The organism is Pseudogemmobacter blasticus (assembly GCF_003071405.1).
Classification (GTDB): Bacteria; Pseudomonadota; Alphaproteobacteria; order Rhodobacterales; family Rhodobacteraceae; genus Pseudogemmobacter; species Pseudogemmobacter blasticus.
In genome coordinates, this window is sequence record NZ_CP020470.1 from 2855218 (window position 1) to 2867579 (window position 12362).

At 70.1% G+C, this 12362-nt stretch carries 9 protein-coding genes; 8 read left to right on the forward strand and 1 reads right to left on the reverse strand.

Going from position 1 to position 12362, the window contains the following annotated elements; genetic code table 11:
* Window positions 1–8 precede the first annotated feature (8 nt).
* The 4 genes from B6K69_RS13950 to B6K69_RS13965 are packed head-to-tail and all read left to right on the forward strand — an operon-like array spanning window position 9 to window position 6732.
* Window positions 9–1013 carry an AAA family ATPase gene (locus tag B6K69_RS13950; RefSeq protein ID WP_108644208.1) on the forward strand — a complete coding sequence of 335 codons (1005 nt, stop codon included), beginning with the start codon at window positions 9–11 and terminating at the stop codon, window positions 1011–1013.
* On the forward strand, window positions 1010–1876 hold the full coding sequence (locus B6K69_RS13955; protein ID WP_228156744.1) for a DUF58 domain-containing protein: 867 nt from the start codon (window positions 1010–1012) through the stop codon (window positions 1874–1876). Before B6K69_RS13950 ends, B6K69_RS13955 begins: the two co-directional genes overlap by 4 nt.
* Window positions 1877–4663, forward strand: a complete 2787-nt coding sequence (locus B6K69_RS13960; protein ID WP_108644209.1) for a DUF4159 domain-containing protein — start codon at window positions 1877–1879, stop codon at window positions 4661–4663.
* Window positions 4660–6732, forward strand: coding sequence for a hypothetical protein (locus B6K69_RS13965; RefSeq protein WP_108644210.1), 2073 nt, complete (start codon window positions 4660–4662; stop codon window positions 6730–6732). Before B6K69_RS13960 ends, B6K69_RS13965 begins: the two co-directional genes overlap by 4 nt.
* Before the next feature lie 11 nt (window positions 6733–6743).
* Here B6K69_RS13965 and B6K69_RS13970 read toward each other — a convergent pair whose 3' ends face one another.
* Window positions 6744–7436 carry a DUF599 domain-containing protein gene (locus B6K69_RS13970; RefSeq protein ID WP_108644211.1) on the reverse strand — a complete coding sequence of 231 codons (693 nt, stop codon included), beginning with the start codon at window positions 7434–7436 and terminating at the stop codon, window positions 6744–6746.
* Between the two features lie 103 nt (window positions 7437–7539).
* Here B6K69_RS13970 and B6K69_RS13975 point away from each other — a divergent pair, with 103 nt between their 5' ends.
* The 4 genes from B6K69_RS13975 (at window position 7540) to B6K69_RS13990 (ending at window position 12327) form a co-directional block, all read left to right on the forward strand.
* Entirely contained in the window at window positions 7540–8973 is a 1434-nt protein-coding gene (locus B6K69_RS13975; protein WP_108644212.1) for an FAD-linked oxidase C-terminal domain-containing protein, read from the forward strand.
* A gap of 64 nt (window positions 8974–9037) precedes the next feature.
* A complete protein-coding gene (locus B6K69_RS13980) occupies window positions 9038–10135 on the forward strand; it encodes an FAD-binding protein (RefSeq protein ID WP_108644946.1) in 1098 nt (365 codons plus the stop codon).
* Window positions 10135–11427 carry a glycolate oxidase subunit GlcF gene (gene glcF / locus B6K69_RS13985; RefSeq protein WP_108644213.1) on the forward strand — a complete coding sequence of 431 codons (1293 nt, stop codon included), beginning with the start codon at window positions 10135–10137 and terminating at the stop codon, window positions 11425–11427. Before B6K69_RS13980 ends, glcF begins: the two co-directional genes overlap by 1 nt.
* A gap of 99 nt (window positions 11428–11526) precedes the next feature.
* Window positions 11527–12327 (forward strand): trypsin-like serine peptidase, encoded by an 801-nt coding sequence (locus B6K69_RS13990; protein WP_108644214.1) that lies wholly within the window; start codon window positions 11527–11529, stop codon window positions 12325–12327.
* Window positions 12328–12362 lie beyond the last annotated feature (35 nt).

Sequence of the window (12362 nt, forward strand, 5' to 3'; positions counted from 1 at the left end):
GCCTTTCCATGGCCGGAACCGACACGCTTGTGGCTGAGATCGAAAGCCTTGGCGACAAGCTCATGCAGGCGAAGGCCAGCATCAACCGGCGCTTCATCGGGCAGGAGAAGGTGGTTGATCTGGTTCTGGCCAGCATGTTGTGCGGCGGTCATGCGCTGCTGGTGGGCCTGCCGGGCCTGGGCAAGACGCGGCTGGTGGATACGCTGGGCACCGTGATGGGGCTGAAGGCGAACCGGGTGCAGTTCACGCCCGACCTGATGCCCGCCGACATTCTGGGGTCGGAAGTGCTGGAAACCGCGGCGGATGGCAGCCGGGCGTTCCGCTTTCTGGAAGGGCCGGTGTTCTGCCAGTTGCTGATGGCGGACGAGATCAACCGCGCCAGCCCGCGGACGCAATCGGCGCTGTTGCAGGCGATGCAGGAAAAGGAAGTGACGATTGCCGGGCAGCACCGCCCGCTGGGCAAGCCGTTTCATGTGCTGGCGACGCAGAACCCGATCGAGCAGGAAGGCACCTATCCGCTGCCCGAGGCGCAGCTTGACCGATTCCTGGTGCAGGTGGATGTGGACTATCCCACCCGCGCGGTCGAGCGAGACATCCTGATTGCCACGACGGGCGTGGACGAGGCGGACAGCACGCAGGTGTTTACCGCCGGGGAACTGCTGGCGGCGCAGGCCGTGGTGCGGCGGATGCCGGTGGGCGACAAGGTGGTTGAGGCGATCCTGGATCTGGTGCGCGCCTGCCGCCCCGGCGAGCCCGAGGGGCGCGATCTGGAAGGCAGCCTGAGCTGGGGTCCGGGGCCGCGGGCGGCGCAGGCGCTGATGCTGACGGTGCGGGCGCGGGCGCTGTTGCAGGGGCGGCTGGCGCCCTCGACCGAGGATGTGGCGGCGCTGGCGCTGGCCACGCTGGAACACCGGATGGCGCTGTCCTTTGCAGCGCGGGCGCGGGGTGAAACCCTGGCGGGCATCATCGCACGGGTGACGGGCCGCACGCTGGGGCTTGAGGCCGCGGCGTGACCACAGACCTGCGAGCGCGCGCCGAGGCGCTGGGGCAGACGCTGCCCCCGCTTCTGGCCGAGGCAGAGATGCTGGCGGCGACGGTGATGCTGGGCGAGCATGGCCGGCGGCGCGCAGGCCTGGGCGACGAATTCTGGCAATACCGCCCGGCGCATGGCGGCGACGGGGCGCGGATGATCGACTGGCGGCGATCAGCCCGGTCGGACGCGCATTTCGTGCGCGAACGCGAATGGCAGGCGGCGCAGTCGGTGACGCTGTGGGTGGACCCTTCGAAAAGCATGGGCTTCACCGGCGACAAGGCCCGGCCGCCCAAGGCCGACCGGGCGCGGCTGCTGGCGCTGGCGCTGGCCGTGCTGCTGCTGAAGGGGGGCGAGCGGGTGGGGCTTTCGGGCCAGACGCCGCCCCGCAGCGGACGGCCGCAGATCGTGCGGCTGGCGGCACAACTGGCGGATATGGGGGAGGGCGCCGATTATGGCGCGCCCATGGTAGACGGAATGGTTGGCCATGGCCGGGCGGTGTTCCTGTCGGATTTCCTGGGGTCGCTGGAGGCGGTCGAGGCCGCGTTGGGGCGGGCCTCGGATCGGGGTGTGAAGGGCGTGCTGGTGCAGGTGCTGGACCCGGCCGAGGAAGAGTTCCCGTTTGACGGCCGGACGATCTTTGAATCGATGGGGGGCAGCTTGCAGCACGAAACCCGCAAGGCGGGCGACTTGCGCGCGCGCTATCTGGCGCGGCTGGCGGAACGCAAGGACCGGCTGGCCGGGCTGGCGCGGGCGGTGGGCTGGCATTTCAGCACCCACCACACCGGCGCCCCGGCGCAAGGCGCGCTGTTGTGGTTGTTCCGGGCGCTGGAAGGTGGGCGGTAGATGTTCACGCTGGGCCCCATCGGGTTTCTGACACCGTGGTTGCTGTGGGGGCTGGTGGCCCTGCCCATCCTGTGGCTGCTGTTGCGGGCGGTGCCGCCGGCGCCGATCCGGCGGCGGTTTCCGGGCGTGGCCTTGCTGCTGGGCCTGACGGATGAGGATTCCGAGACCGACAAGACGCCGTGGTGGCTGTTGCTGCTGCGGATGGCGGCGGTGGCGGCGGCGATTGCGGGCTTTGCCGGGCCGGTGCTGAACCCCGAGCCGAAACAGGCCGGGCAGGGGCCGCTGCTGGTGGTGCTGGATGGCGGCTGGGCCGAGGCGCGCGACTGGCCGCGCCGGGTGGAACGGGCGGCGCAACTGGTGGCCGAGGCGGGGCAGGACGGGCGGCCGGTGGCGGTGGTCCGGCTGACCGACCCGCCGCAGGACGTGACCTTCCAGACGGCGGATGTCTGGGCGGGCCGGGTGGCGGCGATGCAGCCGCAGGCCTGGGCGCCGGCCGCGCTGGATGACTGGGCGGAAAAGCTGCCGGCGGACGGGTTCGACACGGTCTGGCTGGCCGACGGGCTGGCGCATGACGGGCGCGAGGCGCTGGCGGCGGCGCTGGCCGACAAGGGGCGGCTGACGGTGATCGAAAGCGCGCGGCCGGTGGTGGCGCTGCATCCGCCGACCTTTGCCGAGGGCAAGGTCATGGTGGCCGCAAGCCGCCTGCCGGTGAGCGGGCCGCTGCAGATCGAGGTGGCGGCGCGCGGGCCGGACCCGGCCGGGATTGACCGCGAACTGGCGCGGGTGCCGCTGGTCTTTGCCCCCGGCGATGGCCGGGCCGAGGCACCGATGGACCTGCCGCCCGAACTGCGCAACCGCATCACCCGGTTCGAGGTGGCGGGCCTGCGCAGCGCAGGCGCCGTCAGCCTGACCGACGACAGCCTGAAACGGCGCAAGGTGGCCATCATCGGCGCCGGTCCGGCGCGCGAGGGGCTGCAACTGCTGTCGCCCACGCATTACCTGCGGCAGGCGCTGGTGCCGGTGGCCGATCTGGTTGAAGGCTCGCTTTCGGAAGTGCTGGTCGCCAAGCCCGATGTCATCATTCTGGCCGATGTTGCCAAGCTGACCCAGGCCGAAGAGGAGGCCACGGTGAAATGGGTCGAGGGGGGCGGGCTGTTGCTGCGCTTTGCCGGGCCACGGATGGCGGCCAGCGATGTGAGCCGGTTCGAGGAAGACGCGCTGATGCCGGTGCGGCTGCGCGAAGGGGGGCGCACGGTGGGCGGCGCGATGAGCTGGGGCGAGCCGAAGCAACTGGCGCCCTTTGCGGAAGGCAGCCCGTTCTATGGTCTGGCCCTGCCGGATGACGTGGAGGTCAAGGAACAGGTGCTGGCCCAGCCCGACCCCGAGCTTGCCGAACGCACCATCGCCGCGCTGGAGGATGGCACGCCGCTGGTGACCCGCAAGGCCTTGGGCAATGGGCAGGTGGTTCTGGTGCATGTGACGGCGAACACGGAATGGTCAACGCTGCCCTTGTCGGGGCTGTTCGTGCAGATGCTGGAACGGCTGGCGGTTTCCGCCCGCCCGGCGCTGCCCGAGGCGGCCGATCTGACAGGGCAGGTCTGGGTGCCCGAGGTTGTGCTGGATGTCTGGGGCGCCGAGGCCGAGGCGGCGGGCGTTGCAGGGGTTGAGGGCGAGGCTTTGGCGCAGGCCATGGCCAGCGGGCCGGGCCCGACGCGACCGCCGGGGCTGTATGCCGGGCAGGACCGGCGGGTGGCGCTGAACGTGGTGAACGCGAAATCGGAGCTGAAGCCGGCGGTCTGGCCGGCGGCAGCGGTGGTTGAGGGGCTGGCGGTCACGCCGCAGCGCAGCCTGAAAGGGCCGCTGCTGGCGGCGGGGCTGGGGCTTTTGTTGCTGGACATTCTGGCCGCGCTTTGGGTGGCGGGGCGCCTGACGGGGCTGCGCCGGGGCGTGGCGGTGCTGGCGGTGGCGGCTCTGGCCCTGGGCGGGCAGGCCCGCGCGCAGGACGCCGCGCCCGAAGGCCCGAAACCGGGCGACGATTTCGCGCTGGAGGCCACGACATCGGTGGTGCTGGCGCATGTGATCACCGGCGACGCGCAGGTTGATGATCTGGCGCAGGCGGGGCTGAAAGGTCTGGGCGACCGGCTGTGGGAGCGTACCTCGATCGAGCCGGGCACGCCCATGGGGGTGAACATCGAAAAGGACGAACTGGCCTTCTTCCCCTTCCTTTACTGGCCGGTGACGGCGGATATGCCCACGCCATCGGCTGCGGCCTATGCCCGGCTGAACGACTATCTGCGCACCGGGGGGATGATCCTGTTCGACACGCGCGATGCCGATGTGGCGGGGTTTGGCAGTGCCACGCCGGAAGGGGCCGCCTTGCAGCGGATCGCGGCCGGGCTGGATGTGCCGCCGCTGGAAACCGCCCCGGCCGACCATGTGCTGACGCGGACCTTCTATCTGTTGCAGGAATTTCCCGGCCGGTTCGGGCAGGGCCCGATCTGGGTGGAAGCCGCGCCTGCGGGCGTTGAGGAAGCCGAGGGGATGCCCTTCCGCAACCTGAACGACGGGGTGACGCCGGTGGTGATTGGCGGCAATGACTGGGCGGCGGCCTGGGCGGCGGATGAGACCGGCGCGGCGCTGGTGCCGGTGGGCCGGGGCTTTGCCGGCGAACGGCAGCGCGAAATGGCCTATCGCTTCGGGATCAACCTGATCATGCATGTGCTGACCGGCAACTACAAATCCGATCAGGTGCATGTGCCGGCGCTGCTGGAAAGGCTGGGGCAATGATCGCGCAGGTGGTGTTCGACCCGCTGCTGCCCTGGGCGGCGATTTGGGCGCTGGCGGGGCTGGCCTTGCTGCTGCTGGCGCTGGCGCTGTGGCGCGGTCTGGCGGGCTGGGCCTTGCGCGGGCTGGCGGCGGCGGTGCTGGTGACGGCGCTGGCCAACCCGTCCTTGCAGCGCGAGGAACGGCAGCCGCTGTCGGACATCGTGATCCTGGTGGTGGATGAAAGCACCAGCCAGACCCTGGGCGACCGGGCGGCGCAGACCGGCGCCGCGGTGGCGCGGATCGAGGCCGAGGTGGCCGCCCTGCCCAACACCGAACTGCGGGTGGTGCGCTTCGGTGACGGCGCCGAGGATGCGGGCACTCTGGCCATGACCGCAGTGTCAGAGGCGCTGGCGGAAGAACCGCGGGCGCGGGTGGCCGGCGTGCTGCTGATCAGCGACGGGCGGGTGCATGACCTGGAACTTGCGCCGCAGATGCCGGCGCCGTTCCACCTGTTGCTGACCGGGCAGGACAGCGACTGGGACCGCCGGGTGGTGCTGAAGAACGCGCCTGCCTTCGCCATCATCGGCGAGGAATTCGTGATGCAGTTGCAGGTCGAGGACAGCGGCGCCGTGCCCGCCCTGGCCGGGACCGAGGTCGAGCTGACCATCGCGGTCGATGCCGATCCGCCGCAGACCTATACCGTGCCGGTGGGGGTGGATCTGGACCTGCCGGTCACCCTGCCGCATGGCGGGCTGAACGTGCTGCAATTCAGCGTGGCCCCGGTGGCGGGCGAGTTGACGGACCGCAACAACGCGGTGGTGGCGCAGATCAACGGTGTGCGTGACCGGCTGCGGGTGCTGCTGGTGAGCGGCGAACCCCATGCCGGCGAACGGGTCTGGCGCAACCTGCTGAAATCGGATGCCAGCGTCGATCTGGTGCATTTCACCATCCTGCGGCCGCCGGAAAAACAGGATGGCGTGCCGGTGGACGAGCTGAGCCTGATCGCCTTTCCGACGCGCGAGCTGTTTGTCGAGAAGATCAGCGAGTTCGACCTGATCATCTTTGACCGCTACCGGATGCGGGGCATCCTGCCGATGTCCTATATCGACAACGTGGTCCAGTATGTCCGCAACGGCGGCACGGTGCTGGTGGCGGCGGGGCCGGAATACGGGGCGGTGGACAGTCTGTATCGGTCGCCGCTGGCGGAAATCCTGCCGGTGGCGCCCACGGCGCAGGTGGTGGAAAAAGGCTTCCGCCCGAAGATCACCGACCTGGGGCAGCGTCATCCGGTGACCGAAGGGCTGGAGAAGTTCGCGCCCGAAGGCGGCTGGGGCCGCTGGTTCCGCGCGGTCGAGGTGGAAAAGCTGTCGGGACAGACGGTGATGGAGGGGCCGGACGGCCTGCCGCTGCTGGTGCTGGACCGGGTGGATCAGGGCCGCGTGGCGGTGCTGGCCAGTGACCAGATGTGGCTGTGGGGCCGGGGCTATGAAGGTGGCGGGCCGCAACTGGAACTGCTGCGGCGGCTGGCGCACTGGATGCTGAAAGAGCCCGAGCTTGAGGAAGAGACCCTGACCGCCACGGCGAAAGGCGATGTGCTGACCATCACCCGCCGCACCATCCGGGAAGAAGCGCCGGGACCGCTGACGGTGACGGGGCCGGACGGTGCCAAGGTCGAGCTGCAGATGATGCGGAAGGCGCCCGGCAAGTATCAGCTTGACTGGAAGGCGCCGGCCCTGGGTCTGTACCGGCTGGAGCAGGAGGATCTGACGCGGGTGATCGCGGTCGGGCCTTCGGCGCCGCGCGAATTCGTAGCCACCATCGCCTCGGGCAAGGCGCTGGCGCCGGTGGTGCAGGCCACCCGGGGCGGGGTGCTGCGGCTGGCCGAGGGTGTGCCCGACATCCGCAGCGTGGCCGAAGGGCGGCCGGCGGCCGGGCGTGGCTGGGTCGGCATCACGCCGCGCGCGGCCTATGTCACCTCGGACGTGCGGGTCAGCGCCGTGCTGCCGGGCTGGGTCTGGCTGCTGCTGGCGGCGGGTCTGTCGGTGGCTGCCTGGCTGGTTGAGGGCCGCAGGCGCCGCAGCGCCCGCTGAGAGCGGGGCGGTCAGTCGGTCTTGTCGAGGATGACCAGCCGGGAATGTGACCAGAATTCCCGCCGCAGGGTGACAAGCGCGGCGGCGACCGTGGTCAGCGCCAGCCCGCCCGGCCCCAGCAGCCAGCCCGCCGAGGCCAGCGCGAAATTGATCGATTCCAGCCCGCGGTTGAAGCTGCGGGCGGCGGTGACGTTGATCTTGGCCGCCTGTTCCGCCCGGCGAAAGGCCAGCGGATCGGCGGGGTCATTCGGCACCGCGGCCATCATGATCGAGCAATAGCCGAACAGCCGGTGCGCCCAGATGAACTTGAGGAGCGCATTCGACAGGATGGCGACGGGGACCAGCAGCTTGAGCGCAAGGTCGACGGTGACGGTATCCAGCGGCAGATCCTGCGCCAGCCGTTCCACGGTCGAGGCATTGCCGATCAGCGCCACCCCGCCGCCGATGGCGATCAGCGAGGCCGAGGCGAAGAAGGCCGTGCCCTGGCGCAGCGAATCGATCAGCGTGCCGTCGAAGATGCGCGTGCCGCGGGTGACGAAGGTGCGCATCCAGTCATGCCTGTAGGTTTTCATCAGCACCGAGACCGAAGGGTGCCGCGCCGGAGGGTTTTCGATGATCCAGACGCAGGCGAACCAGACGACGAAGAGGCCGATCAGCGCGGCCATGTCCGGCAGACTCAGGACAAGGGGAAGGTTTGACAGCATGATTTGCGCATTTAACGCCCTTGCTTGCGGTAACGCCAGTGCTTGCAGCTTGCCCAGGCGTAAAATTGGTTATATTTCCTGACCAATATGGGGAGGATCGCCGATGGACGTGCCGGTTCCTGATGCCGCGATCCTGTCGCGGAAACCTGCCATCGTGGCGCGGCTGCGGGCCGTGCTGCCGCGCGATGCGGTGATCGACGATCCGGCCGAGACGCGGGCCTATGAATGTGATGCCCTGTCGGCCTATCGGATGCAGCCGCTGGCGGTGGTGTTGCCGCGCACGACGGCCGAGGTCGCGGCGGCGCTGCGGGTCTGCTGGGAGGAAGGCGTGCCCGTGGTGCCGCGCGGGGCGGGAACCTCGCTGGCCGGGGGATCCATGCCGACGGCGGATGCGGTGGTGCTGGGCATTGCCCGGATGAACGGCGTTCTGGAAACCGATTACGACAACCGCTTCATCCGGGTTCAGGCCGGGCGGACCAACCTGTCGGTGACCGGCGCGGTCGAGGCGGAGGGGTTCTTCTATGCCCCCGATCCTTCAAGCCAGTTGGCTTGTGCCATCGGCGGCAATATCGCGATGAATTCCGGCGGGGCGCATTGCCTGAAATACGGGGTGACGACGAACAACCTGCTGGGTGTGACGCTGGTGAAGATGGACGGCACCGTGGTTGAAATCGGCGGCCCGTGGATGGACGCGGCGGGGCTGGACCTGCTGGGGGTGATCTGCGGGTCCGAGGGGCAGTTGGGCGTGGTGACCGAGGCCACCCTGCGCATCCTGCCCAAGCCCGAGGGCGCGCGGCCGGTGCTGATGGGGTTTTCGTCCAACGAGGTGGCCGGGGCCTGCGTGGCCGACATCATCAAGGCGGGCCTGTTGCCGGTGGCGATCGAGTTCATGGACCGCCCCTGCATCCGCGCCTGCGAGGCCTTTGCCAAGGCGGGCTACCCCGATTGCGAGGCGCTGCTGATCGTCGAGGTCGAGGGCAGCCCGGCCGAGATTGACGAGCAGCTTGCCGCCATCACCGCCATTGCCCGGCGGCATGACCCCGTGGCGCTGGAACAGGCAACGGACGAGGCCCATGCCAAGCGCATCTGGCTGGGCCGCAAGTCGGCCTTTGGCGCCATGGGGCAGATCAACGATTACATGTGTCTGGACGGGACGATTCCGGTTTCGACCCTGCCGCAGGTGCTGCGCCGGATCGGGGAACTGGCGGCGGACTTCGGGCTGGAGGTGGCCAATGTGTTCCACGCCGGCGACGGCAATATGCACCCGCTGATCCTGTACAACGCCAACAAGCCCGGGGATCAGGAGCGGTGCGAGGCCCTGGGGGCGGAGATCCTGAAACTGTGTGTCGAGGTGGGCGGTTGCCTGACCGGCGAACATGGCGTGGGGATCGAGAAGCGCGACCTGATGGGGGTGCAGTACCGGCCCGCCGATCTGGAGGCGCAGATGCGGGTGAAGGATGTGTTCGATCCGAAATGGCTGCTGAACCCGGCGAAGGTATTTCCGCTGGCGGTTTCGGCCGGACGGCGCGCGGGATGACAGCGCCGGGGGCCGTCTGCCCCCGGACCCCCGAGGATATTTTCAGACAGAAAATGAGTGGATGATGCGGCCTTGCACTGAGGCGGAACTGGCAGAGGCGATCCGGGCGGCGACGGGGCCCGTCGCGGTGCGCGGCGGCGGCACGCGGGGGCTGCCCGGGGCCGGCGCGGTGCTGGAGACGGGCGGCCTGTCGGGCGTGCGGCTTTATGAGCCGGGCGCGCTGACTCTGGTGGCGGGGGCGGGCACGCCCTTGGCCGAGGTGGAGGCGGTGCTGGCGGCCGAGCGGCAGCGGCTGGCCTTCGAGCCGCCCGACCTGCGGGCGCTGCTGGGGCGGACGGGCGTGTCGACGCTGGGCGGCGTGGCGGCCGAGAATGCCAGCGGCCCGCGCCGGGTGCAGGCGGGGGCGGCACGCGATGCGATGCTGGGGCTGCGCTGCGTGGATGGCACGGGGGCGGTGATCGCGAATGGCGGGCGGGTGATGAAGAACGTCACCGGCTATGATCTGGTCAAGCTGCTGGCGGGGTCGCGCGGCAGTCTTGGCGTGCTGACAGAGGTGGCCTTCAAGGTGCAGGCCGTGCCCGAGGCCGAGACGACGCTGGTGGGCGAGGGGTTTTCGCCCGAGGCGGGGCTGGCGGCGCTGCGGTCGGCGCTGGGGTCGCCGTTCGATGTGTCGGGGGCGGCCTATGCGGGCGGGCAGGTGCTGATCCGGGTTGAGGGGATGGCGGGATCGGTCGCCTATCGGGCGGGGCAGGTGCGCGCGCGGATTGCGGGGGACTGGCGGTTGGCCGAGGCGGCGGAAAGCGCCGCGATCTGGCAGGGGGTGCGGGATGTGGCGGCCCTTGCCGGTAAACCGGGGGCGCTGTGGCGGATTTCCTGCGTGCCGGGCGAGGCCTTGGCGGTGCCGCAGGCGCTGGCCGCCGCCCGGGTGCCGCATGAGGCGCTGTGGGACTGGGGGGGCGGGCTCTTGTGGCTGGCCTGCCCCGAGGGGCGGGGGGCGCTGATCCGGTCGGCCCTTGGAGCGCGGGGCCATGCGACGCGGCTGCGCGGCGAGGAGAGCAGCCCGGTGCTGCCGCCGGTATCGCCCGAGGTGGCGGCCTTGCAGGCGGGGCTGAAGGCGCAGTTCGACCCACGCGGGATTCTGAATCCGGGGAGCCTTGGCTGATGCAGACGACTTTCACCGAGGCGCAACTGGCCGATCCTGGCATCGCGCGGGCGAACGAGATCCTGCGGACCTGCGTGCATTGCGGGTTCTGCACGGCCACCTGCCCGACCTATCAGGTGCTGGGGGATGAGCTGGACAGCCCGCGGGGGCGGATCTACCTGATCAAGGACATGCTGGAAAACGACCGGCCCGCCGATGAAAAGACGGTGCGCCATATCGACCGCTGCCTGTCCTGCCTGTCTTGCATGACGACCTGCCCGTCGGGGGTGCATTACATGCACCTGATCGACCACGCCCGCGCCCATGTCGAAAAGACCTATCGCCGGCCGCTGATGGACCGGCTGCTGCGCGGGTTGTTGGCGCGGGTGCTGCCCTATCCGGGGCGGTTGCGGCTGATGCTGCGGGGGGCGGTGCTGGCGCGACCCTTCGCCCGGCTGATGCCGGACGCGCGGTTGCGGGCCATGCTGGCGCTGGCGCCGAAGCGGGTGCCGCCGGCCAGTGCCAGCGACCGGCCGCAGGTGTTTGCCGCCACGGCCGCGCGGCGGATGCGGGTGGCGCTGCTGACCGGCTGTGCGCAAAAAGCGCTGGACCCGGACATCAACGATGCCACCATCCGCCTGCTGCGGCGGCTGGGCTGCGAGGTGGTGGTGGCGCAGGGTGCGGGCTGCTGCGGGGCGCTGACCCACCACATGGGGCAGGAGGCGCTGGCCCATGCCAGCGCGGCGGCGAACATCCGGGCCTGGGCGGCAGAGCACCGGGGCGGCGGGCTGGATGCCATTGTCATCAACACCAGCGGCTGTGGCACCACGGTCAAGGACTATGGCCACATGTTCCGCAGCGATCCGGCGCTGGCCGCTGATGCGGCGCTGGTGGCGGGGCTGGCGGCGGATGTGAGCGAGGTGCTGGTCCGGCTGGGCCTGCCGGAAGGCGCGCCGAAGGGCGTGCGGGTGGCCTATCATTCGGCCTGTTCGTTGCAGCATGGCCAGCAGATCAGGACCGCGCCGAAAGACCTGCTGAAACGCGCGGGGTTCGAGGTGGTGGAGCCGGCGGACAGCCATCTGTGCTGCGGCAGCGCCGGCACCTACAACCTGTTGCAGCCCGAGATCAGCGGCCAGTTGAAGGCGCGCAAGGTGGCCACGCTTGAGGCGCGCAAGCCCGACATCATTGCGGCGGGCAATATCGGCTGCATCACGCAGATCGGGTCGGGCACGGCGGTGCCGGTGGTGCATACGGTGGAACTGCTGGACTGGGCGACCGGCGGGCCGCGCCCGCGTGCGCTGGGGCCGGGCTGAGACCGCGGATTTCGCTTGACCGAGGCGCCGCAAAACGGCCCGAATTGCGGCCTAGGCCCGGTGCCGGTGCCGGTGCCGGGGCAGGCAAGGGTGTGTGGCATGGTGAAACGCTGGTTTCTTGGTCTTGGCCTGTGCCTTGCCCTGCCCGTTGCGGCGCAGGACAGCGGCCTGGTGGCGCTGACCACCGGCGATGCGGTCAAGGGCTGGCAGGCGGTGGGCAAGCTGACGCTGGGGGACCATGCCTTCTGCACCGGCGTGCTGATCGGGCCGCAACTGGTGCTGACGGCGGCGCATTGCCTGTATGACAAGACCAGCGGCACCCGGATGGCGGATGCCGACATTACCTTTCAGGCCGGTTGGCGCAATGGCCGGGCCGAGGCCTATCGCGGGGTGCGCCGGTCGCTGACCCATCCCGACTATGCCTATTCGGCGCAGGAAGACCTAAGCCGGGTGGCCGACGATCTGGCGCTGCTGGAGCTGGATCAGCCGATCCTGTTGCCGCAGTTGCAGCCTTTTGCCACGGCGGCGCAGCCGGGCAGCGGTGACCGGGTCAGCGTGGTGTCCTATGCGAAGGACCGGGCCGAGATACCGTCGATCCAGCAGGGCTGCACGGTGCTGACCCAGTTCCGCGAGGCCATGGTGCTGAGTTGCGACATCGACTTCGGGTCGTCGGGGGCGCCGGTCTTCGCGCTGCGCGACGGGGTGCAGAAGGTGGTTTCGGTGATTTCCGCCAAGGCCGAGATGGAGGGCCGCAAGGTGGCGCTGGCCGTGCCGCTGGATGCGCCGCTGGCGCTGTTGCGGGCCGAAATGGAGGCGGAGGACGCGCCCAAGGCGACGCCGGGGGTGCGGGTGATCTCGGGCGGCGATGCGGCGGCGGGGGCGAAGTTCCTGTCGCCCTGACGGCGGCCGTGAGGGGGGTCTTGACGGCGGCAGGG

Coding starts and splice junctions, on each gene's coding strand:
- B6K69_RS13950 (WP_108644208.1), top strand. CDS start 9: ATGGCCGGAACCGACACGCTTGTGGCTGAGATCGAAAGCCTTGGCGAC.
- B6K69_RS13960 (WP_108644209.1), top strand. CDS start 1,877: ATGTTCACGCTGGGCCCCATCGGGTTTCTGACACCGTGGTTGCTGTGG.
- B6K69_RS13965 (WP_108644210.1), top strand. CDS start 4,660: ATGATCGCGCAGGTGGTGTTCGACCCGCTGCTGCCCTGGGCGGCGATT.
- B6K69_RS13970 (WP_108644211.1), bottom strand. CDS start 7,436: ATGCTGTCAAACCTTCCCCTTGTCCTGAGTCTGCCGGACATGGCCGCG.
- B6K69_RS13975 (WP_108644212.1), top strand. CDS start 7,540: ATGGACGTGCCGGTTCCTGATGCCGCGATCCTGTCGCGGAAACCTGCC.
- B6K69_RS13980 (WP_108644946.1), top strand. CDS start 9,038: ATGCGGCCTTGCACTGAGGCGGAACTGGCAGAGGCGATCCGGGCGGCG.
- glcF (WP_108644213.1), top strand. CDS start 10,135: ATGCAGACGACTTTCACCGAGGCGCAACTGGCCGATCCTGGCATCGCG.
- B6K69_RS13990 (WP_108644214.1), top strand. CDS start 11,527: ATGGTGAAACGCTGGTTTCTTGGTCTTGGCCTGTGCCTTGCCCTGCCC.